The sequence below is a fragment of the Pseudomonas sp. 2848 genome (assembly GCF_003253945.1).
In the GTDB taxonomy this organism is placed as follows: Bacteria; Pseudomonadota; Gammaproteobacteria; order Pseudomonadales; family Pseudomonadaceae; genus Aquipseudomonas.
In genome coordinates this window covers 373895-397802 of record NZ_QKZD01000005.1, presented here as the reverse complement: position 1 = coordinate 397802, position 23908 = coordinate 373895, and the positions used below count along the sequence as shown (strand labels likewise).

Here is a 23908-nt window from a genome sequence, read left to right as displayed (position 1 = left end):
GCTGCGGTCTGATAGCCAACCTATTGAATTCGAAGGCGTTGTCATGAGTGAAGATGCACAAGACGTGGTACTGGTGGTCGAGGACGAGCCGGCGATCCGCATGATCCTGCGCGATTACCTGGCAGGCGAGGGCTACCACGTGCTGGTGGCCGAGGATGGCGAGCAGGCGTTCGCGATCCTGGCCAGCAAGCCGCACCTGGACCTGATGGTCACCGATTTCCGCCTGCCGGGCGGGATTTCCGGGGTGGAGATTGCAGAGCCTGCAGTGAAACTGCGACCTGACCTGAAGGTGATCTTCATCAGCGGCTACCCGGCGGAGATTCTCGAGTCCGGCAGCCCGATCGCACGCAAGGCGCCGATCCTGGCCAAGCCGTTCGACCTGGATACCCTCCACGAGCAGATCCAGACGTTGCTGCGCTAGCTGCGAGCACGTGGCCGGTTAAAGTGGGAGCGGGCTTGCCCCGCGATGGCGCGCATGCAGGATGACACCGGCGGGGCCGGTGATCGCGGGGCAAGCCCGCACGCAGCCCTGGGGAGCCTGCGACGAGGCTTACCCGATCTGCGTACGCAGCAATGCCATGGCCCGGTCAACCTGCTGTTCGTCGTTGAGCAGGCTCGGCGCGAAGCGGATCACCGGCCCGGCGTCGCGGTCCACGGCATCGACCATGACCTTGTTGGCATTCAGGTAGGCGGCCACGGCATCGGGATCGCGATCCTTGATGCGGAAGAAGGTGAAGCCTGCGGAGAACTCGCGGCTGGCCGGAGTTACCAGCTCCACGGCGCGGTGTTCGGCGAGCCGCGCCTTGAGGTAGTCGTTGAGCTGGTGGATACGCGCCTGGACATCGGCCTTGCCCAGCTCCAGGTGCAGCTTGAAGGCCTCGCCCAGCGCCCAGCGGTGCTCAAAGGCGTGGTACCCGCCCGGGGTCATGATGGTGCCAAAGTCCTCGTTGCGCGAAAAGGTGGCGAAGGTCGGTGTCAGGTGCTGCATCTGCTCGGACGCCGCGCAGATGATCCCGGTGCCGCGTGGGCCGAACATCCACTTGTGGGTGCCGGCGATGAAGTAGTCGCAGTTGAAGTCGGCGAAGCGGGCGTTTTCCACGCCGAAGCCATGCACGCCATCCACCACGTAGACAATGCGCTCGGCCTCGTCGCGGTTGCGGTTGTGCTGGCGCACCAGCTCGCCGATGGCGCCCACCGGCAGCTTGACGCCGCTGCCCGAATGCACCCAGGTCATGCCCAGCACCCGGGTTTCAGGGCGAATGCTGCGGTCGATCACGCTCAGCACCCGGTCGGTGGACACGTCGCCCGGCTTGTCGAACAGGCGCAGCTTGCGCACCTGGGTGCCGTGCTGGCGCTGACGGAAGGCCAGGCAGTTGTGGGTCGAGTAGTGCTCGTGCTCGGTGGTCAGGATCTCCTGGTGCGACGCCACGTGCAGGCCACCGTAGATCATGCCCAGGCCCTCGGTGGTGCTGCCGGTAAGGGCGACCTGGCGGGGGCGCACGTCCAGATAGCGGCCTGCCCACTCGCGGACCTCATCCTCGCGCTGCCATTCGTACTGGCTCTCCCAGTCCATGCACACCGCAGGGTTGTGGTCGAGGGTGGCGCGGTGGCGGTCGATCGCATCCTGTACCGGCCGCGGGTGGGCGGTGATCAGGAAGTTGGCGAAGTGCGCGACATCCGGCGCGAGGGGGAACAGCTGGCGCAACTGACGCCATTTGTCCGGGCCCTGCAATGACGCCGGGGTGGCGGTGGCGGCCAGGGCGCTTGGCAGCAACGGCAGGCTGGCCGCCAGGGCGGCGGCCTGCTTGAGGAAGGCGCGCCGATCAGTCATGGCGGGTTTCCTGGGCGGTATTGGCGAGCTGGGCCACGGGGTTGGCGGCTTTCTGCACCTGCCCCCAGACGCGCAGGAAGTTGCCTGCCCAGAGCTTGGCAATATCGGTTTCGGAATAGCCACGGGTCAGCAGTTCGGCGGTCACGTTGCGGATCTCGCCGACGTTCATGAAGCCAGTAACGCCGCCACCATCGTTGAAGTCGGAGCTGATGCCGACATGATCGATGCCCATCTTCTTCACGGCGTAGTCGATGGCGTCGACATACTCCTTGAGGCCGGCGCGGGGCTCTTCGTCGACGATGGCGTACAGGCTGCTGGCGTATTCGCCGAAGCGCGCCTCTGGCCAGATGGCGATGATCGGGTCGCCCGGCATCAGTGCGTTGGTCAAACCTTGCAACGGTTGCAGGTCGAAGCGTGCGCGCAGGGCTTCGAGTTTCTCCAGGGTCGGCTTGCTCAGGGGCTTGAGGTAAGTGGTGAAGGCCACCACCTGAAGCACGCCGCCGCTGTCCTTGATCAGTTGCATCTCTTTGTCGGACAGGTTGCGCGGAATGTCCACCAGCGCCCGTGGCGCCGAATGCGAGGCCACGAACGGCGCGCGGCTCAGGCGGGCGACATCTTCCAGGGCCTGGGTGGACATCTGCGAGACATCGATGATCACCCCCAGGTCGTTGAGCCGCTTGACCGCCTGCTCGCCCAGTGGCGACAGGCCGCCGAAGGCGTCGGGGGTGTCATTGAAGAATGGCAGTGGCCGCGAGGAATCGGCCCAGGCATTGTTGCCGGTGTAGCTGAAGCCGAACATGCGCATGCCGCGCTTGGTCCACAGGTCGAGCTGCGACAGGTCGCTGCCCAGTGGGTAGGCGTTAAGCATGCTGATGAAGATGGCGAATTTGCCTTCGCCGTTCAGGCGCCGGAAGTCGTCCGGTGTGTAAGCGATGCCGACCTGGTTGGGGAAGTCGCGCACGATGCCGCTGATGATCTTGTAGCGCACTTCCTGCTGGTTGCGGGCCTCGTCGATAAAGCCAGGGGTGGGGCGGTGCGGCGCGTTCGGGCCGTTCCACAGCTCCGGCCAGCCGAAGATGGTCAGCGCCGCGCCGGACAGCCGGCCCTTGGCCGCCTTGGCCAGGTCGAACTGGCCATGGCCGTCCTTGTCTGCTTCGTAACCGGTGCTGCCGTAGCCCAACGGCACGGTGACATGGCTGTCGAAGGAGAGCATGTGCTCATGCAGGTCGTTGGCCTGCTGCACGATTGCACGGGGGTAGCCGCCGTCCTGTTTCCAGAAGTAATAGCCGGCGGCTCCACCCAGGGCGGCCACCAGGGCCAGGGGCAGGCCGATGTACAAGGCTTTGCGGGAACGGGTCTTGGTCATTGCCATCTCGTTGCGGGGCTGATCGGGTCGGCCTGCCGGCTGGGCAGGGCCTGGGTATCAGGTGGACGAACGAATGGTCGGCAAATTTACCCGTGCAGGCGAGGCTAAATGCCGGAAACGCAACGCATACGGCAAGGGCTGGCTTGCCCGCGAGGGTGTCGGCGCGGCGCAGGTCCGTTTCCATTGATTGATGATTCAAGAACGGGGAGGGCTGGCCGATAACTGCCTAGTAAGAATCCACCTCAAGGAAGGTAAGAAATGGTTGGAATAACCGCAGCCAATCTCAACATCCCCAGCGTTGCCGGCGCCACGCCTGCGGCCACTTCGAATGCCTCGCCCGGCACGCCTACGGTAGACGAGCGGGGCGGCCTGGCGTTCAAGGGCGACGCGTTCAAGAGCGAGACCAAGGCCGCACAGCTTGAAAGCAGCCTTGAAAGTAACGAAGAGCCGGCCATCAAGGAGCAGCGCGAGCAGATCAAGCGCCTGCAGAAGCAGTTGGCCGAAGAGCAGAAACAACTGGCCCAGTTGATGGAGCAAGCAAGGCGCGATCCGTCCAAGATGGCGGCGGTCACGGCCAAGCAGGCCAGTATCGCCACCCTCACCGGCCTGATCATGGCGGCTACCGCGCAATTGCTCGAAGCACTGCGCCAGTCCGGCGGCAACAGCGCCGGCGGCTCGGTCGACACCAGCGCCTGAGGCCTGCGGTCAATGTGACATGGGGCTGCCTTGCAGCCCCATGGCCAGGTCTTCAGTCCACCGCCACGCGGGCGCGGTTCTGCCGCTCGCTCTTGTACTGCATGGCCACCGCCGGAGCCGGCTTCGCCGCGCCGGTTTCCAGCCATTGGCGCATGCGGCTGGCGTCGGCGAAGTGGGTGTACTTGCCGAAGGCATCGAGGATCACCATGGCCACCGGACGGTTGTCCATCTTCGTCAACAGCACCAGGCAGTGCCCCGCCTCGTTGGTGAAGCCGGTCTTGGTCAGCTTGATGTCCCAGTTGCTCTTGTTCACCAGGTGGTCGGTGTTACGGAAACCCAGGGTGTAATTGGGCTTGCGGAACGCCACGGTCTTTTCGCGGGTAACCGACAGCTCGCTGAGCATCGGGTACTTGCGCGAGGCCATCAGCAGCTTGGCCAGGTCCTGGGCGGTGGAGACGTTCAAGGTCGACAGGCCGGTCGGCTCGACGTAGCGGGTGTGGCTCATGCCCAGGCTGCGGGCCTTGGCGTTCATCGCCTTGATGAACGCGCCATAGCCACCGGGGTAGTGGTTGGCCAGTGAGTTGGCCGCACGGTTTTCCGACGACATCAGGGTGATCAGCAACGTCTCGCGACGGTTCAGCTCGCTGCCCAGCCGTACCCGGGAATACACGCCTTTCATTTCCGGGTTGTTGGCGATGGTCATGGTGAGCATTTCGTCCATGGGCAGCTTGGCGTCGAGCACGACCATCGCGGTCATCAACTTGGTGACCGAGGCGATGGGGCGCACGCGATCGGCGTGGCTGGAATACAGCTCCTTGTTGGTGTTGAGGTCGATCAACAGGGCGCTGCCGGACGCCAGGTGCAGTTTGCTCGGGTCACGCTGGACCTGGGCCGGGGGTTGTGCAGCAGCGGTCGACGGTAGGGTCGCGGTTCCTGTGAGCAACAGCAGCAGGCTGAGGATGGACAGGGAAGTTTTCACGTTGAGGCTCACTAAATGTTGGTATGTCGTTGGCTGTGCAAGGGTTTCCCCCAAAAAACCGTTGCATTCTGGAGTATGGCCGAACGGCTGTCGAATGCCTTATATCCAAAGGGCGTAAGGTGAACGAAATTTAATCCTGTACCAATTCTGCACCAATGACTGCCGATTCCAGCTTGGCAAGCTCGGACAAGTCACTCGCTGAATTCATTGAAGTGGGGAAGACGCTGGCGGGCAGCGCCGATTTGAGCTATTGCTTCGATCTTGATCAACCACTCAAGGCGCGTGAGATGAAGCGATTACTGCTGTTGGCTTTGCTGGTAGCGTCAGGCGCGGCTCAGGCTGGTGTTCCACTGCTGAACGCAACATGCCCTGGGAAAATTGAAGTCCACGCGGACGAGGGCGGCCCGATCTACATCAATGGCAAAGAGGGCAAACTGAAGAAGTTCAACGAGAACTACTTCGAAGCCAAAGCCAGCGGAGTGACCATTTCGCTATCGATCAACCCGGACGGCTCCCCGAGCGTCTCATACACCGGAAGGAACCGGGCCAACGGCATTTGCCAGGTGAAGGCGCAGGGCTCTTAGGCTCTGTATGAAAAGCCTTGATACTCGGTAATGCTGCGTTGAAACAGCCTGGTGCGCCAGCCCGGTCGGAATGCTCATTTACAACCCGTAAAGTCGAACGCGACTCCGACCGTTCCTAGGCGGTTTTCGCCTTGCCTGACCTTCGTCCAAAGGCTTTTCATACAGCGCCTAGATCGAAGTTACGATCGCAAGAGCCAGCTGCTCATCAGACATATAAGGTTGGCTGTAGGCTGAATGGTAGTACCGGACTGCTTGCTCAAATTGAGCTCCCCGTATCTCGCCACCTGAACCGATAAACGCCAGTGCGTCGGCTTTTGCCGATTTCATATTGGTATTCCAGACCGTCAGCGCCGTGGTCCCCCCAACAATTATAAAGGGGAGTAGTGTCGTGCCATACGTCGCGCTTTCGAATGGGTCACTCGTTTCGTGCGCCATTGTAGGAGCGCAAGCACAGGCCAATAAAATCATGCCTAGAGTTCTCAAGAGGTCCATCCCCAACTTGCTTCCTGCTGCCCGGTAGAAGGGCGCTACCATAGCAGGGAAACAGGTTTCTGGCGTTACGCTCTGTACGTAAAGCCTTGATGTAACGTCAAGCAAATTTAACACGGCGCGCTTGGCGCCGCCCCTCCATGGTCAACCGGACGACCTGCCATGACACTCGGTATCGATTTCACCGACCAGGCGACCAGCCTGCATCACGATGCAATTCTAAAACCCTTGCGCGCATTCAACGATGGTGTGATCGGCTCGCCCGGCGCGGCCACTGTCGCCTGGACGCTACGCGATCCTGCCAACGATGAAATCGTCGGTGGCCTTTATGCCAGGCTCGGCGGGGGCTGGATGTTCGTCGAACTGCTGGTGGTGCCCGAGCGGATGCGCGGGCAGGGCTGTGGGCGTGAACTGATGGCCAGGGCCGAGGCTCTGGCGAGGGAGAAGGGCTGTGGCGGGATCTGGCTCGACACCTTCAGCTTCCAGGCGCCGGACTTTTACCGCAAGCTGGGGTTCGAAGTCTTTGGCGAGATTGCCGATTTCCCGCCTGGACATACCCGCTATTTTTTGCACAAGCGCTTGGCCTGGCTCGCGGGGACTTAACCAACCCGCAACCAGATCGCCGAGGCGTCGTCGCTCATCTTGAAGCGCGGGTAGCGCAGGCACGCGGCATCGTCCTGCTCGATACCGCGCAGTGTCCGTGCCAGGTCATCCAGGCCGTGGCTTTGCAGGCGCTCGATGAAACCGGCCGGTTCGTAGGCCCGGTAGGTGTCGAACAGCGCCGCGAAACCATCGCTCATCAGCAGGACATCGTCACCCACGGCAACTGGTGCACGGCTGTAGAGGGTGCCCTCGCGGGACAAACCGGCATCGACGCCGAGTACGGCCCGGGGGCGCTCGCGAGCGACGCGACGGTCGGCCAGCACCGCCGGGGTGCGCACGCCGTGGGCGCCGGTGCCGCGACCCAGTGCCGCGGCTTCTGCACGCTCGGCCTCGCGGTCGGGCTCCGGGGTGAGGAAGTGAATGCCGCGCGCGCTGCGGTGCAGCACCACGCAGTCGGCCAGGTGCGCGCAGACCAGCTCTTCGCCTTCCAGCGCCACGGCGGCAAAGGCGGCACGTGGCAACTCCCAGGTGGCCACGGGCTCGCGCTGACGGTCTTGCAGATAGGCCTGGGCGATCGAGTCGAAGACGGACTCGCAGACCTTGCGCAGCGGCCCCGACGCCATGGCGAAGGCACGCTGGGCTGTGGCTGAGAGCCAGGCCGCGCCGCCGCGCTCACCCAGCAGGCCTGGGGCGCCGAGGTCGGTGGCGCCGTCGATCACCCAGGCATGGCGGTCGGCACTGCCGAGGCGGTCGTCATTGGGCACATCGGTCTTGCCGGCCAGGCTCAGGGACTGGATCAGGTCGAAATGCATGGAGAACTCCGGATCGATGGGGTGCGACAACCTTGAACGCTAGGCCACCGAGCGTCAAATATCACGGCGTGGGTGGGCGGTCCCAGCAGTCGCTGTCCAGGGCGCAGACGCCGTACTGCCGGTCCATCAGCGCCATGCGCCGCAGGTGGGCGTCGATGATGTCGCGGTTTACTTCGCTGTCGATGATGTAGCGGCTGTAACGATCGATCAGGCGGAGCTTCCAGTCCTCGCGAGTGGCTGCGTCCAATGTGTCGGGCGCGTTGGCCAGGCGTTGCAGGGTGAGGTCGTCGACGCGCTTGAGCTGATCGGTGAAGGTGGCGATGTAAAGGGCACGCTGCGCTTCCTTGTGGCGCAGGGTGTCGGCATCGAAAGCATCGAGGTTACGTTGCCATTGTGTCCAGTAGGCGTCCGGCAGCTGAACATCGCGTTTCTGGCGCAGCTTGGCGACGACCTGCGCATTGCTCTGGCGCGGTGCTGGTTGGCGGTTCTGGCTGGCCAGCGGATCCCGGGCGAGCGCCTGGGCGATCCAGGCATTGCGCGCCTCGCTGTCCGGTAGAACCGGGCCCAGTGGCGGGGCGTTGTCGGTGGTGGTGCGAGGCAGGCCATTGCAGCCGGTGAGTGACAGGAACAGCGAAAGGACCAGCAGGGCTGGGAGGTTGTAACGCAACATGAATCTTCCTTGAGTAACTGCACAATCAGGGCGGATGCACGAGAGGTATCGGCGCTTGCGCGGCTGACTTGAGCGCTCAGCCGAGGTGCTTGGCCATTTCCGTGGTAGGTGCCCAGCCCATGCCTGCGTAGACCGGGCGGCCTACCTCGGTGGCATGCAGGACGGCAAAGGCCAGGCCGCGCCGGGTGAACTCTGCCTCGGCCAGACGCATCAGTTTCGACGCCAGTCCCCGGCGGCGATGGGAAGGTTCCACGTAGACATTGAGCACATAGCCGCGCTGGTCGTGACGGGGATGTGCCGGGTGCGGCGGCCAGTCGATCGACATCAGGCCGATGGCCGCCACCGGCTGCTCGTCATCCAGCAGCACGAACCCGTAGTAACGACCATCGGCCAGGCGCGGTTGCAGCCAGGGGCGGAAGTGTTCGGTCATGGCTTGCAGGTTCAGAGGGTCGCCACCGGCCTCCAGGAACATGGCCTCGCGGTGGGCGCAGACCATGGCCTGGTCGCCCGGCAGCAAGCGGCGCAGGACCAGCCCGGAAAAATCGCTGGTGGTGGGCAGTTCGTTCATGGCAGCTCTCCATGGTTGCAGGCTTCGATCCTAGGCGTGGCGGACAATTGCCGTTAGACACAGATGGCGAGCAAACCCGGCATACAGCACCCTTGTTGCTGTCTGCGTTTATTTCAAAGTGTTCGCCACGAAGGCTTCTGCGCTCGATCTCATCTGACTGGCCAGCCGTTGATCGCGCTTGTCGGGGACTGGCGGATCCGGGGGCTAGACTCGTGGGCAGTGAGACCCGCCCAGGAGAGCGCCCATGATCGCCAAGAACAGTGTTTGCCTGTGGTTCGACAACGATGCCGAGGAGGCGGCGAACTTCTATGCCAGCACCTTTCCCGACAGCCGCGTGACCGCGGTGCACAAGGCGCCCGCCGACTACCCCTCGGGCAAGGCGGGCGACGTGATTACCGTCGAGTTCACCGTGATGGGCGTGCCCTGCATCGGTCTGAACGGCGGCAAGGCGTTCAGCCACAGCGAGGCGTTCTCGTTCCAGGTGGCGACCGACAGCCAGGAAGAGACCGACCGCTACTGGGACGCGATAGTCGGCAATGGTGGCAGTGAAAGTGTCTGTGGCTGGTGCAAGGACAAATGGGGCCTGTCCTGGCAGATCAGTCCACGGATACTCACCGAGGCCGTTGCCAGCGCCGATCGCGGCGTGGCGAAGCGGGCGTTCGAGGCAATGCTGCAGATGGGCAGGATCGATATCGCCGCCATCGAGAAAGCCATCAAGGGCTGAACCTATCAGTGCACGCGTTTACGTTCGCTGACGCATGCCCTCGCTTGCTCGGCCAGCGTATCCAACCGTGCGTCGCGCAGCCGTTCGGCCTCGACCATCGCCGCTTCGCCCTGCTGCTTGAGCAGGTAGGCATGGATCTGCCGCACCTCGACGGTCTGGTAGATCGGCGCGATGTCCAGCCGCCCGATCAGTGCGTCGCTGGCCTTGCCGGTACTGCTCATCAATACCTGCGGCCCGGCGCTGGCGACTACCTGCAGGCCCATGTTCTCGAACCACGGCACTTGCTGTGCAAAGGCGCTCAGCTCGACACAGGCATAGCGGCCACGCACGGCATCCAGCAGGCCACGGGCGATGCCTTGGCGGCGGTGGCTGGCGTCCACGGCGAGGTAGGCGAGGACGCAGGCTTGCGGGTTGTCCTGGGCCGGCAGTACCAGGGCAAAGCCGAGCAACCGGTCCGGCGCGTCGGCATCCAGGGCGAGGGTCAGTTCGACCCGCAGGCCGCGGTTGCCGTCCAGGGCCATCAGGTACTGGTGCACCTCCAGGCCGACACCATATTGGTACAGCGGGTACAGCGGGTTGTCCGGGCTGATGGCGACGCTGCTGAGCTGGCCGACATGGTCGATCACCAGTTGGCGGATCTGGTTCTGGAAGGATTCGGGCGGCACGCCGTCGAGGCGGCGGAGGATGAACATCGCGGGTGGAACTCCGGCAAGGTGTGAAACACCCGCCCCGGACGAGGCGGGTGTCCATTCTACCCGCAGATGCTAGCGCAGCCCAGCCAGCAGCAGGTCGAGGTTCTGCACGGCGGCGCCAGACGCGCCCTTGCCCAGGTTGTCGAACACCGCGGTCAGCAGCACCTGGCCGTGCTCGGGGTTGGCGTACAGGGCCAGGCGCAGGTCATTGCTGTCGTTCAGCGCCTGCGGATCGAGCGCCGCGGCCGCGCCATGCTGGTGCAGGGGCATGACCTGCACGTGCCGGGCACCCTGGTAGTGTTGTTCCAGGCAGGCTTGCAACTGCTCGGCGCTGACGCCGGGCAGCAGGCGCAACTGCAGGGGGATGCTCAGCACGATGCCCTGGCGATAGTCGCCATAGCCCGGGACGAACACCGGCCTTGCGCTGAGCCCGGCGTGTCGCTGGATCTCCGGTACATGCTTGTGGGCCAGTTCCAGGCCGTACAGCTGCAGCGTCGGCAGGTAATCATCGCTGCGCCGTTCATGGCGCTCGACGGCGGCACGGCCACCGCCGGAGTAGCCGGAAATGGCATGGATGCTCAGCGGGTAGTCGGCGGGCAGCAGGCCGGCCTTGACCAGCGGATGCAGCAAGGCGATGGCGCCGGTAGGGTAGCAGCCGGGGTTGCTGACCCGGGTGGCCGTGGCGATGCGCTCGGACTGCTCGGCGTTCAGCTCCGGCAGGCCGTAGACCCAGCCTGGAGCTGTACGGTGCGCTGAGCTTGCGTCGATCACCCGCACCGCCGGGTTGCGCAGGGTGGCCACGGCCTCGCGGGCGGCTTCGTCGGGCAGGCAGAGCAGGGCGATGTCGGCGCTGTTGATAGCCTCGCTGCGGCGGGCCGGGTCCTTGCGCTCGGCGTCGGGCAGGGTGAGCAGGCGCAAGTCATCGCGGCCTTGCAGGCGGGCGTGGATCTGCAGGCCGGTGGTGCCTTGGTCGCCATCGATGAAGACGAGAGGTTGGTGCATGCCGATTATCCGGTGACGAGAGTGATGGCTAATCCTCGCTGCTCACTGGACGAAAGAAAATTTGAATATCATGATGGCCACATTCAGTAATTCTGAATTGATAGCCGCTCTTGCGAGACCCCATGCGAGAAATCAGCCTCGACCGCTTGCGCACCCTGGTGGTGATCGCCGACTGCGCGTCCTTCGCGCAGGCCGCACGCCAGCTCAACCTGGCGCCCCCGACCATCAGCCTGCATGTGGCCGAACTGGAGGCGCGCATCGGTGCCCCATTGCTCACCCGTACGCGCGGCCAGGTTCGCCCCACGGCCATCGGCGCGACGCTGCTGGCCCGCGCCCGGCGCCTGCTGGCCGATGCCGACCAGGCGCTGGACGAGGTGCGCCGCCAGGTCGAGGGCCTGACCGGGCGGGTGCGCCTCGGCGCCTCGACCGGCGCCATCGCCCACCTGTTGCCCCAAGCCCTGGAAACCCTGCGGGTGGACCACCCCGGGATCGACGTGCAGGTGCAGGTGCTCACCTCCCAGGCCTCCCTGGCGCGTCTGCGCGAAGGCACCCTGGACATCGGCCTGGTGGCGCTGCCGCAGGTGGCGGGCAAGGGCTTGAGGATCACGCCGTGGCGACGCGATCCGATCATGGCCTACGTGCCCGCCGACTGGCAGCCGCCGGCGCGGGTCACCCCGGCCTGGCTGGCCGGTAGGGCGCTGATTCTCAACGACAGCACCACCCAGCTGTCGCGGGTCACCTCGGAGTGGTTCGCCACGGCGGGGTTGTACCCCGAACCGCGAATCGAGCTGAACTATAACGATGCGATCAAGAGCCTGGTGGCCGCCGGGTATGGCGCCACCTTGCTGCCGCAGGAAGGTGAGGTGCGTCAGCCGCAGGCGCGCATTGCCCAACGGCCGCTGCGGCCAGGTTTGTGGCGCCAGCTGGGCATCGCCTGCCGCGAAGGTGGGGTGGAGCGGGCGACCGGGCATGTACTGGAGGCACTTGGGCGGTTGCGCCAGTGAGATTTTCAAGGGTCCTGCGGATCGTGCCCCAACGATTGCAGAAACAATGAGAACAGCTCAGGTTGCGACGAGATGTCCAGCTTGGCGTAGAGGTGCCGGCGGTGCACCTTGATGGTCTCCGGTGAAATGGCCAGCCGCTCGGCCATGGCTTTCGATGAATAACCGCGCAGGATAAGCCGGGCGATCTCCAGCTCGCGCTCCGACAGCACCTTGGCGCCGAACAGGCTCATGGCGTCGCGCACCTGGTGAGCCATGCCCGCCGCTGGCGCCGGGCGCAGGCTGTGTTGCAGCCAATGATGGGCCATCAGCGCGACCACCCACGGGCAGACCAGCGCCAGCAGGCCGTGGCTGGCGCTGTCGAACCGTTCGCGCCGGCCCAGCGACAGGGACAGGGCGCCGCTGTCGCCGAGCTGGACGATGAACTGCACCTCATCCTCCAGGACATGGTCGTGGAAGTACTTGAGGTAGTACTCGCTCTGGCGGAACTGGTCCGGCGCCACTTCTTCCAGGCGGTGCAGGCCATCGCCAATGCGCTCCTGGCAGGCTTGGTAGAACGGGTCGAGCTGATACAGGCCACTCAGGTACAGGGCCATGGCCTCGGGGTTGCCTTCACCTTGCGCGTCGAAAATTTCCAGTGCCCGGGGCAGCCCGGCGCGGGGGTAGAACATCGCCAGGGCATTGTCGAATGCCAGCCATTGCTGCAGCAGCAGGATCAACTGGCGCCAGAAGCGCGGCTGGCCGATCTGCTCGACGGTGCGGGCAAGGCCAGCGTGGGTGCTGGCTTCGGTGAATAGGTGGTGCATGGGGCCGCCGCGGCTGGTGGTAGGCCCGCAGTGTTCAGAGCTTTGCACCGCTCCGTCAAGGGGCGTACCCCCTAAGGGTAATTGGCCAAAGGCTTGCCCAGGCCTACAGTCCGGCTCAGGTCCAGCGGCCGCGCGACCGGTTTTCCCCTCACAACCAATAACAATCAGAGGAAAAACGCCATGAGCTCCAGCGAAGAGCCCGCAAGCGCGCTCAAGCAGCGCCTGGGTGTGTTCGACGTGGTCGCCATCACTGTTTCCGCGGTGACCCCGGCCAGTTCCGTGTTCGTCATTGCCCCGTTCGCCATCCAACAGGCCGGCAGTGGTGCGTTTCTGTCCTTCATCATGGCGGGTGCGCTGGCGTTGATGTTCGCCTGGTGCTACGCCGAACTGGGGCGCGCCCACAGCTCTGCCGGCGGCGAGTATGTGTACGCCAAGCGCGTGTTCGGCGGGCTGGCGGGCTATGCCACCTTTCTCACCGTGCTGGCCTCGATGCTGTTCATTCCGCCAGTGCTTGCAGGTGGCGCCGCCACCTACCTGAACAATGCCCTGGGCACGCGTTTCGACACCCAGACCGTGGCGCTGGTGATCGTCGTCTCCAGCTATGCGCTGGGTATTCTCAACATCCGCCTGAATGCCTGGATCACCGGGGTGTTCCTGTTCTGCGAGGTCGCCGCGCTGCTGGTGATCGTGATTCTGGGGTTCGGCAATGCCAGCCAACCGGCGGCGAGCCTGTTGCAGCCGCAGATGCTCGAGCAAGGGGCGCTGACGGCGGCACCCTGGGCACTGGTGCTGGGCGCGGTGGGCATGGCACTGTTCGCCTTCAATGGCTATGGTGGCGCTGTGCTGCTGGCCGAAGACATGAAGGACCGTGGCCGCACTGTGCACCGGGCGGTGCTGTGGTCACTGGCGGTGGTGGTGGCGATCGAGGTGATCCCGCTGGCCGCGCTGCTGATCGGCGCGCCGTCGCTGCAGGCGATGCTGGCCAGCGGCGATCCGATCGGCTACCTGCTGACCGCCCATGGCAACGAGACCCTGGCGCGGCTGGTCAGCGCGGGGATCTTCCTCTCGGTGTTCAACGCCATCGTGGCCATTGTCATCCAGGTCGGCCGGGTGGTGTACAGCAGCGGGCGCGACGCGATCTGGACCCCCACGCTCAACCGTGCCTTCACCCTGATCCATCCGCGCTGGGAGTCGCCGTGGCTGGCCACGCTGTTCCTCGCCGTGCCGTCGGCCTTGCTGAGCCTGTCCGGCAGCCTGGAGCAGCTGACTTCGTTCACCGTGCTGCTGTTGCTGCTGATCTACCTGGTGGTGGCCGCATGCGCCCTGTGCAGCCGGGTATTGCGCCGCGACCGCGAGCATCCGTACCGCATGCCGCTGTGGCCGTTGCCGGCGCTGCTGGCGGTCAGCGGCGCTGGCTGGCTGCTGGTGACCCTGCTGCGCGAGGCGTCCCTGCGCGACCTGTTGATCATCCTCGGGCTGCTGGCCGTGTCGGTGACGCTGTACAGCACCCACGGCCGGCTGAGCCCGACCTTCCAGAAATTGTGAGCATCCAAGGAGTACACATGCGTGCGCATCAACTGGGCATAGCCCTCGGCCACGGCACCCCGGGCCCGTTCAATGCCATCACCGACGTACCGGGGGTGCGGGTCGGCCACAGCACCCTGATCGACGAACACCGCCCGGCGCCGATCCGCACCGGGGTGACGCTGATCGAGCCCCGCGCAGGCGCGGCTCGTCAGCAACCCTGTTTCGCCGGCTGCCACGTGCTCAACGGCAACGGCGACGCCACGGGCCTGGAGTGGATCCGCGAGGCCGGTTTGCTGACCACTCCGATCGCCATCACCAATACCCACAGCGTCGGCGTGGTGCGCGATGCGTTGATCGCCGCCGAGCGTGAGCGCCTGCCGGACGAGGCGGTGTACTGGTGCATGCCGGTGGTGATGGAAACCTACGATGGCCTGCTCAATGACATCTGGGGCCAGCACGTGACCCCGGCGCAGGTGCATCAGGCACAGGAAGCGGCCATCTCGGGGCCGGTGCAGGAAGGGCCGGTGGGCGGTGGCACGGGGATGATCTGCCACGAGTTCAAGGGCGGCATCGGCACCGCCTCGCGGCGCCTGGAGGACGGGCAGGGTGGCTGGACCGTAGGCGCCCTGGTCCAGGCCAACCATGGCCAGCGGCGCGAGTTGCGGGTGGATGGCTACCCGGTGGGGCGTCAGCTGGGGCATTTGCCGTCGCCTTTCGCCGAACCTGTGACCGGCACCCCGGGGATGGGCTCGATCGTGGTGGTGATCGCCACCGACGCGCCGCTGCTGCCACACCAGTGCCAGCGCCTGGCCCAGCGCGCGTCGATCGGCATCGCCCGCACCGGTGGCGGCACCGAGGACTCCAGCGGCGATATCTTCCTGGCGTTCTCCACCGGTAACCAGAATCTGCCGCCGGCGGACTATGCACGCAAGGGGCTGGAACAATGCACCGAGTTGCGCATGCTCAACAACGACCATATTTCGGCGTTGTTCATGGCGGCGGCGGAAGCGGTGGAGGAGGCGATCGTCAATGCCTTGCTGGCGGGGCGCACGATGCAGGGCAAGGGAGGGGTGGTGGTGCCGGCGCTGGATGGGGATACCTTGCTGACGGCATTGCATGAAGCAGGTTGGAAACCTCGCGACTAGCGTAGTGGCCATCGCGGGGCAGCCCGCGATGGCCTCGTCGACACTTACTGGCGAGCGCCTGCCAGGGCGCTGCTGGTGCTGCGCGAAACGCGCAAGGCCACCAGGCTACCGACCACGATCAACCCGGCCAACGCATACAGCGCCGCATCGGTCGAGCCGGTCTGGTCCTTGATGAAACCCACCAGGTAGGGGCTGAGGAAGCCGGCCATCTGTCCCACCGAGTTGATGATCGCCAGGCCCGCGACGGCAGTGCCGGCGGTAAGCAGCGCGGTCGGCATCGGCCAGAACATCGGCAGGCCGGTCAGCGCGCCCATGGTGGCAATGGACAGGCCGAGGATGGCGATGGTCGGGTGGGCGGCGAAGTTCACCGCGATCAGCAGGCCCAGCGCGCCCATCAGCATCGGTACCACGAGGTGCCAGCGGCGTTCGTTGCGCAGGTCCGCCGAGCGGCCGACGACAATCATGAACACACCGGCCAGCAGGTAAGGGATGGCGCTGAGCCAGCCGATCAGCAGGGGGCTGTCGAAGCCCATGTTCTTGATGATCGACGGCAGCCAGAAGTTGATGGCATAGACACCGCTCTGGATGCAGAAGTAGACGAAACCGAAGGTCCAGATCAGCGGGTTGCCCAGCACCGACATCACGCTGTCGCCGCGGGTGGCCGGCTTGCCGGCGGCGTCGGCTTTCAGGTCCGCCTCGATCAGTTGGCGTTCGGCCGGGCTCAGCCAGCGGGCGCTCTGGTAGCCGTCGCTGAGCAGCACGATGGCCAGCGCGCCCAGCGCCACGGTGGGCAAGCCCTGGATCAGGAACATCCACTGCCAGCCGGCCAGGCCGTGCTGGCCCGCGGCGAAGTGGTCGAGGATCCAGCCGGAGAACGGCCCGCCCAGCAGCCCGGACACCGGGATCGCCGACATGAACAAGGCCATGATGCGGCCGCGACGGTCCGCCGGGAACCAGCGCGAGAGGTACAGCACAACGCCGGGGAAGAAGCCCGCTTCGGCGGCGCCGGTCAACAGGCGCAGGGTGTAGAACTCGGTGGGGGTGGTGACGAACAGCAGGCAGGTGGACAGGCTGCCCCAGGCGATCATCATCAGCGCGATCCAGCGCCGCGGCCCGAAGCGGTTGAGCGCCAGGTTGCTGGGCAGGCCGCAGAGCACGTAGCCGATGAAGAAGATGCCGGCGCCGAGGCCGTACACGGTTTCGCTGAATTTCAGTGCGTCGAGCATCTGCAGCTTGGCGAAGCCGACGTTGACGCGGTCGAGGTAGTTGAACAGGTAGCAGATGAAAATGAACGGGATCAGCCGCAGGGTGATGCGCCGGTAGAGCGCGTTGCGGGTGAACTCGTTGCCTTGGTCAGGGGCGGGGCTGTGTGCCATGATCGGGTTCTCTGTTGTTATGGTTGTCACCGCGTCGCCTGTGCCGGCGCTCGCCTGGAAAAGTCTCGGGCAGTGTAGCGCGGCTGTCTTTGTGCTTTTGCACAGCTTCAGGTATGGGCTGCTGTGCCGCCGACCAAAGCCTAGGTGAGGACCATTACATGTTTGAGCTGGACCACGACCTGGCCCAGGACATCGTCGACCGGGCGATGGCCATCCTGCCGTGCAACGTCAACGTGATGGACAGCCAGGGGCTGATCCTGGGCAGTGGCGAGGCCGAGCGCATCAATACCCGCCACGAAGGCGCGCAGCTGGTGCTGGCCAATGGGCGCATCGTCGAGCTGGACGTGGAGGCGGCCAAGTGCCTCAAGGGCGTGCAGCCCGGCGTCAACCTGCCATTGATGCTCGATGGCCGGTTGATCGGCGTGCTCGGCCTCACCGGCGATCCTCAGCAACTGCGCACCTACGGTGAGCTGGTGCGCATGACCGCCGAGATGCTCCTGGCCCAGCGTCACCTGCAGGTGGAGCAGCAGTGGAGGCGCCAGCGCTGCGACGACCTGCTGGCGCTGTTGCTGGGCGGCAGCGGCGACTCGCCACGGCTGGTCGATGAAGCCCGGCAACTGGGGCTCAAACCGAATCTGCCACGCGTTGCCTGCCTGTTCGAGTTGCGTGTCGGCCCGCCTGCCGAGGCGCTTTCGGCCTGGCTGATGAGCCGCTACCCGGACAGTTGGTGTGTCAGCCCTGCGCGGCAGTCGCTGCTATGGTGCCGGCCAGCTGGCGTGCCGCTGGACGAGCCGCGCCTGCTCGAGCGCCTGCAACGCCATGGCTGGGACGTCGAGCGTCTGGCCCTGGGCAGCCCGGCGCAGAGCCTGGAGCAACTGCGCCGCAGTTACCGGCGGGTGCGCGACCTGCTGGCCTACGGTCGTGAGGTGCTGCCCGACGAGCGCCTGCTGAGCCTGGCCCGCTATCGCCTGCCGGCGCTGCTGTGGCGGCATCGCAACGACGATGCGCTGGACGAGCTGCTCGAACCCTTGCAGCGCATTCGCGCCAAGGATGCCAGCGGGCAGTTGCTGCTTACCCTGCGCGCCTGGTGCGCCCATGACGGGCAGAGCCAGGCCTGCGCCGAGGCGCTGGGGATCCACCGCAACAGTTTGCGCTACCGGCTGGAGCGCATTGCCGAGGTGGGGGAGGTGGACCCGTTGCGCATGGAGGGGATGCTGAGCTTGTACCTGGGGTTGCAGCTGTTGCCGGCGGACTGACGGCTGGCAAAGGCATCCGCCCAAACTACCCCCCCTGGGTTTTGTGCATCCGACCGAGGCCAGTGCACCGCGCACCTGTCAGCATGCGCGGAACAGGACAGGAGAATCCCCATGAAAATCGTCATCGCCCCCGATTCGTTCAAGGACAGCCTCGACGCCGCTGGTGTCGCCCGCGCCATCGCCAGTGGCCTGGCCGAGGTGTGGCCGGCCTGCGAGCGCATCGAATGCCCAATGGCCGATGGCGGTGAAGGCACCATGGAGGCGATCGTCGCCGCCAGTCAGGGCGAGCTGCGCCGCCAGGTGGTGCGGGGCCCGTTGGGCGAGCCTGTCGAGGCCGCCTGGGGCTGGCTGGCCGAGAGCCGCACGGCGGTGATCGAGATGGCCCAGGCCAGTGGCATCCAGCTGGTACCCAACGGGCAGCGCGATGCGTGTCGCAGCAGCACCTGGGGCACCGGCGAGCTGATCGTCGCGGCGCTGGCGGCCGGCGCCTCGCGCATTGTCCTGGCCATCGGCGGCAGCGCTACCAACGACGGCGGCAGCGGCATGTTGCGTGCGTTGGGCCTGCGCCTGCTGGATGCCCGGGGCGAACCGCTGGCTGAGGGCGGGCTGGCCCTGGCGCAGCTGGCGCGCATCGACGCCAGCGGCCTGGACCCACGCCTGGCGCAGGTGCGGGTGGACGTTGCCGCCGATGTCGATAATCCGCTGTGCGGCGCCAATGGCGCCTCGGCGATCTTCGGTCCGCAGAAGGGCGCCAACCCCGAGCAGGTGCAAGCCCTGGACCAGGCCCTGGCGCACTTCGCCGATCATTGCGCGGGTGTACTGGGCAAGGATGTGCGTGACGAGCCTGGCAGCGGTGCGGCCGGAGGGATGGGGTTTGCGGCCAAGGCGTTCATGGGCGCGCAGTTCCGCCCGGGGGTCGAGGTGGTCGCCGAGCTGGCCGGGCTCGATGCCCTGGTGCAGGGCGCGGATCTGGTGATTACCGGCGAAGGGCGTTTCGATGCCCAGACCCTGCGCGGCAAGACACCCCTCGGGGTGGCGCGGGTGGCCAAGCGCCACGGCGTGCCGGTGGTAGTGCTGGCGGGCACGCTCGGTGCGGGCTACGAGCAACTGTATGGGCAGGGTGTCGATGCGGCCTTCGCCCTGGCCAGCGGGCCGATGAGCCTGGAGCAGGCTTGTGCCGAGGCGGGGGCGTTGCTCAAGGCGCGGGCCGCGGATGTGGCGCGGTTGTGGCAAGTGGCGCGCCAGCACTGACGACGTCACAAGACAACCAGGCTCCATGAGGGTGATCCGGTCCCTGTAGGCGCAGCTGTCTTGGGTTGCTTGCAAGGGCCTCATCGCTGGCAAGCCAGCTCCCACAGGGACGGTGCTTGCCCGCCAAGCAGGTGCCACCCATCTCGATGCGCCGCCTCAGGCGGCGCTCCTTGCCTGTCCTCACGCAGCAAAGCGCTGACGCTTTCAGCCCCTCCCGATAAATATTTATTTAGCCTCCTAATCAAAGCTTTGACATTCACTGCCTAAGCAGTAATATTTTCACACAATTGCCCGAGCAGACCGCCGATGTCCCATTTCACCCCGGAAAACTTCCAGACCTGCGCCATTGGCATGCTGCTCGGCCGCGCCGCGCTGCTCAAGGACCGCATCCTCGACTGGCACCTAGAAGCCGACGGCGTCACGGCCGCCCAGTTCAAGGTGCTGATCATCGTCACCCAGTACCAGGTCGATACCCCGGCCGAACTGTGCCGCTACCTGGGTCTGGACAGCGGCTCGATGACCCGCATGCTCGACCGCCTCGAGCAGAAGGGCTTGATCCTGCGCAACCGCTGCCCCGACGACCGCCGCCAGGTGCGCCTGGCCCTCACCGCCGACGGTCAGCGCCTGGCCGACCGCCTGCCCCAGGTCGGCGCGGCGGCAATGAATGAACTGGTCGGTGTGCTGCAGCCCGAGGAGCTCAAGACCCTTGAGCAACTGCTCGCCAAAGTCCTGCTCAGCGCCGGCGACCCCCTGACGATCCGCCGTTTCGGCGATCGTTGATCCCAGTCACGCATTTTCCAAGGTATTGTCATGGCCACTCCCGTTGACACCTCCACCCCGGCACCCGCGCCTGACAACTCGGGCAAGCGCAAGGCCTGGCTGCTCGCCCTGTTGCTGATCCTGATCCTCGCCGGGGCCGGCACCTGGGCCTGGTACAGCCTGGTCGGGCGCTGGCACGAAAGCACCGACGATGCCTACGTCAATGGCAACGTCGTGGAAATCACCCCGCTGGTGACCGGCACCGTCACCAGCATCGGCGCCGACGATGGCGACCTGGTGCATGCCGGCCAGGTATTGCTGCGCTTCGACCCGGCCGACAGCGAGGTTGCCCTGCAGGCTGCCGAGGCCAAGCTGGCGCGTACCGTGCGCCAGGTGCGCGGGCTGTACAGCAATGTCGACTCGCTCAAGGCGCAGTTGCAGACCCGCCAGGCCGAGCTGCAGAAGGCCCAGCAGGACTACAACCGGCGCAAGGTGCTGGCCGACAGCGGTGCCATCGCCGCCGAGGAAGTCGCCCACTCCCGTGATGACCTGACCGTGGCCCAGGCCGCCGTCAACAGTGCCCGCCAGCAACTCAACACCAGCACCGCGCTGGTCGACGACACGGTGGTTTCGTCGCACCCGGAAGTGATGGCCGCCGCCGCCGACCTGCGCCAGGCCTACCTGGACCATGCCCGCACCACGCTGGTGGCGCCGGTCACCGGCTATGTTGCCAAGCGCACCGTACAACTGGGCCAGCGCCTGCAGCCGGGCACCGCGACCATGGCGGTGATCCCGCTGGACGAGGTGTGGGTCGACGCCAACTTCAAGGAAACCCAACTGCGCGACATGCGCATCGGCCAGCCGGTGGAAATCACCGCCGACCTGTACGGCAGCGAAGTGACCTACTCCGGCACCGTCGACAGCCTCGGCGCCGGCACCGGCAGCGCCTTTGCCCTGTTGCCGGCGCAAAATGCCACCGGTAACTGGATCAAGATCGTCCAGCGGGTACCGGTACGCATCCATCTGGACCCTGAACAGCTGAAGACCCATCCGCTGCGCATCGGCCTGTCCACCGTCGCCGAAGTCGACCTGCACGACCAGAGTGGCCCGGCCCTGGCCCAGCAACCGCCGCAGCAGGCCAGCTACACCACCGAGGTGTACGACCGCCAGTTGGTCGAGGCCGATGACCTGATCGCCCGGCTGATCCACGAGAACAGCGCCACCGGCAAGACGGCCCAGCGATGAGCCAGGCGGCCCCTGCGCAGTTCACCCCGCCGAGCCTGCTGCTGACCACGATCGGGCTGTCCCTGGCGACGTTCATGCAGGTGCTCGACACCACCATCGCCAACGTGGCGTTGCCGACCATTTCCGGCAACCTCGGCGTGAGCTCGGAGCAGGGCACCTGGGTGATCACCTCGTTCGCGGTGAGCAACGCCATCGCGCTGCCGCTGACCGGCTGGCTGAGCCGGCGTTTCGGCGAAGTGAAGCTGTTCATCTGGGCCACGCTGCTGTTCGTGCTGGCGTCGTTCCTGTGCGGTATCGCCCAGTCGATGCCCGAGCTGGTGTTCTTCCGGGTGCTGCAGGGGGTGGTGGCCGGCCCGCTGTACCCGATGACCCAGACTCTGCTGATTGCCGTGTATCCGCCGGCGAAACGGGGGATGGCCCTGGCGTTGCTGGCGATGGTCACGGTGGTCGCGCCGATTGCCGGGCCGATCCTTGGCGGCTGGATCACCGACAGCTATAGCTGGCCGTGGATCTTCTTCATCAACGTGCCGATCGGCCTGTTCGCCGCCGCCGTGGTGCGCCAGCAGATGCGCGCGCGCCCGGTGGTCACCAGCCGCCAGCCGATGGACTACATCGGCCTGCTGACCCTGATCGTCGGTGTCGGCGCCTTGCAGGTGGTGCTGGACAAGGGCAACGACCTGGACTGGTTCGAGTCGTCGTTCATCGTCATCGGCACGTTGATCTCGATGGTGTTCCTGGCGGTGTTCGTCATCTGGGAGCTGACCGACCGCCACCCGGTGGTCAACCTGCGGCTGTTCGTGCACCGCAATTTCCGTATTGGCACCCTGGTGCTGGTGGGCGGGTATGCCGGGTTCTTCGGCATCAACCTGATCCTGCCGCAATGGCTGCAGACCCAGATGGGCTACACCGCCACCTGGGCGGGCCTGGCGGTGGCGCCGATTGGCCTGTTGCCGGTGCTGATGTCGCCGTTCGTGGGCAAGTACGCGCACCGTTTCGACCTGCGCCTGCTGGCCGGTATCGCCTTCCTGGCGATCGGCACCAGCTGCTACATGCGCGCCGGCTTCACCAACGAGGTGGACTTCCTGCACATCGCCCTGGTGCAGCTGTTCATGGGCATCGGCGTGGCGCTGTTCTTCATGCCGACCCTGAGCATCCTGCTGTCGGACCTGCCGCCGCACCAGATCGCCGACGGTTCGGGGCTGGCGACGTTCCTGCGCACCCTGGGCGGCAGCTTCGCCGCGTCGCTGACCACCTGGATCTGGATACGCCGGGCCGACCAGCATCATGCCTACCTCAGCGAGCACATCAGCACCTTCGAGCCGGCCACCCGCCAGACCCTGGAACAACTGGGCGGTGCCAGCCCGCAGAACTACGCGAAGCTGGAGCAGATCCTCAACAGCCAGGCGTACATGATGTCGACGGTGGACTACTTCACCTTGCTGACCTGGGTGTTCGCCGGGTTGATCCTGCTGGTGTGGCTGGCCAAGCCACCGTTCACGGCCAAGGCCGCGCCGGCGTCGGCGGGGCATTGAGAGCAACCTGCGGGGGCGGCCCGACAAGCCCCCTTTTGCGGTGGGGCCGCAGGTTTTCAAATGATGGCATTTCCCCTAATCTTGTAGGTCTTTTCCGGACTACTTGGCAGGCTCATGGACAAGGTCATCGTCATCACCGGCGCTAGCCGGGGCATCGGCGCCGCTACCGCGTTGCTGGCGGCGCAACAGGGTTACCGCATCTGCATCAACTACCACGCCGATGACCAGGCCGCCGAGGCGATGCTGGCACAGGTCCGCGCGCTGGGCGCAGAGGCCATTGCCGTACGCGCCGACGCCAGCGTCGAGGACGAAGTGGTACGGCTGTTCCACTGCGTCGACCAGGAGTTCGGGCCGGTCACCGCGCTGGTCAACAACGCCGGGACCATCGGCCAGCAGAGCCGGGTCGAGGAGATGTCGGAGTTTCGCCTGCTCAAGGTGATGAAGACCAATGTGGTCGGGCCGATGTTGTGCGCCAAGCATGCCTTGCTGCGCATGGCCCGACGGCATGGCGGGCAGGGCGGGGCGATCGTCAATGTGTCGTCGGTGGCCGCGCGCCTGGGCTCGCCCAATGAGTACGTCGACTACGCCGCGTCCAAGGGTGCGCTGGATACCTTCACCCTCGGCCTGGCCAAGGAAGTGGCGGGCGAGGGCGTGCGCGTCAATGGTGTGCGGCCGGGGTACATCCACACCGGCTTCCATGCCCTGAGTGGCGATCCGGACCGGGTTGGCAAGCTTGAGCCCGGCCTGCCGATGGGCCGTGGCGGCAAGCCTGAGGAAGTGGCCGAGGCAATTATGTGGCTGCTGTCGGACAAGGCTTCCTATTCGACCGGCAGCTTCATCGACCTGGGCGGCGGGCGTTAGGGTCTGTATGAAAAGTCTTGAGACGAAGGTCAGGCAAGGCGAAAACAGCCGAGGAACGGTCGGAGTCGCGCCCGACTTTACGGGTTGTAAATGAGCATTCCGAGGCTGTTTTCAACGCAGAATCACCGAGTAT

Annotated in this window: 25 protein-coding genes; 14 read left to right on the top strand and 11 right to left on the bottom strand. The window is 65.6% G+C overall.

Translation table 11 applies throughout. From position 1 onward, the window contains the following. Positions 1-43: 43 nt before the first annotated feature. A complete protein-coding gene (locus DFS21_RS12995) occupies positions 44-421 on the top strand; it encodes a response regulator (RefSeq protein WP_110699668.1) in 378 nt (125 codons plus the stop codon). 129 nt (positions 422-550) lie between these two features. Here the strand turns inward: DFS21_RS12995 and DFS21_RS12990 are convergent, their stop codons facing one another. Further along, a complete protein-coding gene (locus tag DFS21_RS12990; RefSeq protein ID WP_102682387.1) occupies positions 551-1831 on the bottom strand; it encodes an aminotransferase class V-fold PLP-dependent enzyme in 1281 nt (426 codons plus the stop codon). Further along, the gene (pvdM, locus tag DFS21_RS12985) at positions 1824-3197 is read right to left on the bottom strand and encodes a pyoverdine-tailoring dipeptidase-like protein PvdM (RefSeq protein ID WP_110699664.1); all 1374 of its coding nucleotides are present in this window, start codon (positions 3195-3197) and stop codon (positions 1824-1826) included. The genes DFS21_RS12990 and pvdM overlap by 8 nt, the downstream gene beginning before the upstream one ends. Before the next feature lie 258 nt (positions 3198-3455). Between pvdM and DFS21_RS12980 the strand changes: the two genes are divergently transcribed. After that, positions 3456-3893, top strand: a complete 438-nt coding sequence (locus DFS21_RS12980) for a hypothetical protein (protein ID WP_110699662.1) — start codon at positions 3456-3458, stop codon at positions 3891-3893. A 52-nt stretch (positions 3894-3945) separates the two neighbouring features. Here the strand turns inward: DFS21_RS12980 and pbpG are convergent, their stop codons facing one another. Then, entirely contained in the window at positions 3946-4872 is a 927-nt protein-coding gene (pbpG, locus tag DFS21_RS12975) for a D-alanyl-D-alanine endopeptidase (RefSeq protein ID WP_110699745.1), read from the bottom strand. A 287-nt stretch (positions 4873-5159) separates the two neighbouring features. Here pbpG and DFS21_RS12970 point away from each other — a divergent pair, with 287 nt between their 5' ends. Beyond that, positions 5160-5456: a hypothetical protein gene (locus DFS21_RS12970; RefSeq protein WP_110699743.1), complete on the top strand. Its 297-nt coding sequence runs from the start codon at positions 5160-5162 to the stop codon at positions 5454-5456. Positions 5457-5624: 168 nt separating this feature from the next. Here DFS21_RS12970 and DFS21_RS26915 read toward each other — a convergent pair whose 3' ends face one another. Beyond that, positions 5625-5783, bottom strand: coding sequence for a DUF2388 domain-containing protein (locus tag DFS21_RS26915; protein WP_250888454.1), 159 nt, complete (start codon positions 5781-5783; stop codon positions 5625-5627). 324 nt (positions 5784-6107) lie between these two features. On the opposite strand from DFS21_RS26915, the gene DFS21_RS12960 reads away from it, so the two are divergent. Continuing rightward, on the top strand, positions 6108-6548 hold the full coding sequence (locus tag DFS21_RS12960) for an N-acetyltransferase (protein ID WP_110699658.1): 441 nt from the start codon (positions 6108-6110) through the stop codon (positions 6546-6548). Here the strand turns inward: DFS21_RS12960 and DFS21_RS12955 are convergent. From DFS21_RS12955 to DFS21_RS12945, 3 genes are all read right to left on the bottom strand, one after another. After that, positions 6545-7360 carry a protein phosphatase 2C domain-containing protein gene (locus tag DFS21_RS12955; RefSeq protein WP_111532452.1) on the bottom strand — a complete coding sequence of 272 codons (816 nt, stop codon included), beginning with the start codon at positions 7358-7360 and terminating at the stop codon, positions 6545-6547. The two genes, DFS21_RS12960 and DFS21_RS12955, sit on opposite strands and share 4 nt — an antisense overlap. A 61-nt stretch (positions 7361-7421) precedes the next feature. Beyond that, the gene (locus DFS21_RS12950) at positions 7422-8030 is read right to left on the bottom strand and encodes a hypothetical protein (protein ID WP_110699654.1); all 609 of its coding nucleotides are present in this window, start codon (positions 8028-8030) and stop codon (positions 7422-7424) included. 76 nt (positions 8031-8106) lie between these two features. Next, complete coding sequence (locus DFS21_RS12945) at positions 8107-8598, bottom strand: GNAT family N-acetyltransferase (protein WP_110699652.1); 492 nt, start codon at positions 8596-8598, stop codon at positions 8107-8109. A 244-nt stretch (positions 8599-8842) separates the two neighbouring features. On the opposite strand from DFS21_RS12945, the gene DFS21_RS12940 reads away from it, so the two are divergent. Then, on the top strand, positions 8843-9322 hold the full coding sequence (locus tag DFS21_RS12940) for a VOC family protein (protein WP_111532451.1): 480 nt from the start codon (positions 8843-8845) through the stop codon (positions 9320-9322). A gap of 5 nt (positions 9323-9327) precedes the next feature. On the opposite strand, the gene DFS21_RS12935 is transcribed toward DFS21_RS12940, so the two are convergent. Both DFS21_RS12935 and argC read right to left on the bottom strand, forming a co-directional pair. Beyond that, positions 9328-10014: a GNAT family N-acetyltransferase gene (locus tag DFS21_RS12935; protein WP_110699648.1), complete on the bottom strand. Its 687-nt coding sequence runs from the start codon at positions 10012-10014 to the stop codon at positions 9328-9330. A 72-nt stretch (positions 10015-10086) separates the two neighbouring features. Next, a complete protein-coding gene (gene argC / locus DFS21_RS12930) occupies positions 10087-11016 on the bottom strand; it encodes an N-acetyl-gamma-glutamyl-phosphate reductase (RefSeq protein ID WP_111532450.1) in 930 nt (309 codons plus the stop codon). Between the two features lie 122 nt (positions 11017-11138). Here argC and DFS21_RS12925 point away from each other — a divergent pair, with 122 nt between their 5' ends. Next, positions 11139-12020: a LysR family transcriptional regulator gene (locus tag DFS21_RS12925; protein WP_111532449.1), complete on the top strand. Its 882-nt coding sequence runs from the start codon at positions 11139-11141 to the stop codon at positions 12018-12020. Positions 12021-12025: 5 nt separating this feature from the next. On the opposite strand, the gene DFS21_RS12920 is transcribed toward DFS21_RS12925, so the two are convergent. After that, entirely contained in the window at positions 12026-12823 is a 798-nt protein-coding gene (locus DFS21_RS12920; RefSeq protein ID WP_110699642.1) for a helix-turn-helix transcriptional regulator, read from the bottom strand. Between the two features lie 180 nt (positions 12824-13003). Here DFS21_RS12920 and DFS21_RS12915 point away from each other — a divergent pair, with 180 nt between their 5' ends. Both DFS21_RS12915 and DFS21_RS12910 read left to right on the top strand, forming a co-directional pair. After that, on the top strand, positions 13004-14368 hold the full coding sequence (locus tag DFS21_RS12915) for an APC family permease (protein WP_110699640.1): 1365 nt from the start codon (positions 13004-13006) through the stop codon (positions 14366-14368). 17 nt (positions 14369-14385) lie between these two features. Beyond that, positions 14386-15495, top strand: coding sequence for a P1 family peptidase (locus DFS21_RS12910; protein WP_110699638.1), 1110 nt, complete (start codon positions 14386-14388; stop codon positions 15493-15495). Positions 15496-15539: 44 nt separating this feature from the next. On the opposite strand, the gene DFS21_RS12905 is transcribed toward DFS21_RS12910, so the two are convergent. Continuing rightward, a complete protein-coding gene (locus tag DFS21_RS12905; protein ID WP_110699636.1) occupies positions 15540-16871 on the bottom strand; it encodes an MFS transporter in 1332 nt (443 codons plus the stop codon). A 158-nt stretch (positions 16872-17029) separates the two neighbouring features. Between DFS21_RS12905 and DFS21_RS12900 the strand changes: the two genes are divergently transcribed. From DFS21_RS12900 to DFS21_RS12875, 6 genes are all read left to right on the top strand, one after another. Beyond that, entirely contained in the window at positions 17030-18127 is a 1098-nt protein-coding gene (locus DFS21_RS12900) for a sugar diacid recognition domain-containing protein (RefSeq protein WP_110699634.1), read from the top strand. Positions 18128-18238: 111 nt separating this feature from the next. Then, on the top strand, positions 18239-19378 hold the full coding sequence (locus tag DFS21_RS12895) for a glycerate kinase (protein WP_111532448.1): 1140 nt from the start codon (positions 18239-18241) through the stop codon (positions 19376-19378). A 306-nt stretch (positions 19379-19684) separates the two neighbouring features. After that, the gene (locus tag DFS21_RS12890) at positions 19685-20158 is read left to right on the top strand and encodes a MarR family winged helix-turn-helix transcriptional regulator (RefSeq protein ID WP_038706300.1); all 474 of its coding nucleotides are present in this window, start codon (positions 19685-19687) and stop codon (positions 20156-20158) included. 30 nt (positions 20159-20188) lie between these two features. Continuing rightward, the gene (locus tag DFS21_RS12885) at positions 20189-21382 is read left to right on the top strand and encodes an HlyD family efflux transporter periplasmic adaptor subunit (protein WP_110699630.1); all 1194 of its coding nucleotides are present in this window, start codon (positions 20189-20191) and stop codon (positions 21380-21382) included. Further along, positions 21379-22914, top strand: a complete 1536-nt coding sequence (locus DFS21_RS12880) for a DHA2 family efflux MFS transporter permease subunit (protein WP_110699628.1) — start codon at positions 21379-21381, stop codon at positions 22912-22914. The genes DFS21_RS12885 and DFS21_RS12880 overlap by 4 nt, the downstream gene beginning before the upstream one ends. Positions 22915-23028: 114 nt before the next feature. Continuing rightward, positions 23029-23775 carry an SDR family oxidoreductase gene (locus tag DFS21_RS12875; RefSeq protein WP_110699626.1) on the top strand — a complete coding sequence of 249 codons (747 nt, stop codon included), beginning with the start codon at positions 23029-23031 and terminating at the stop codon, positions 23773-23775. Positions 23776-23908: the final 133 nt, after the last annotated feature.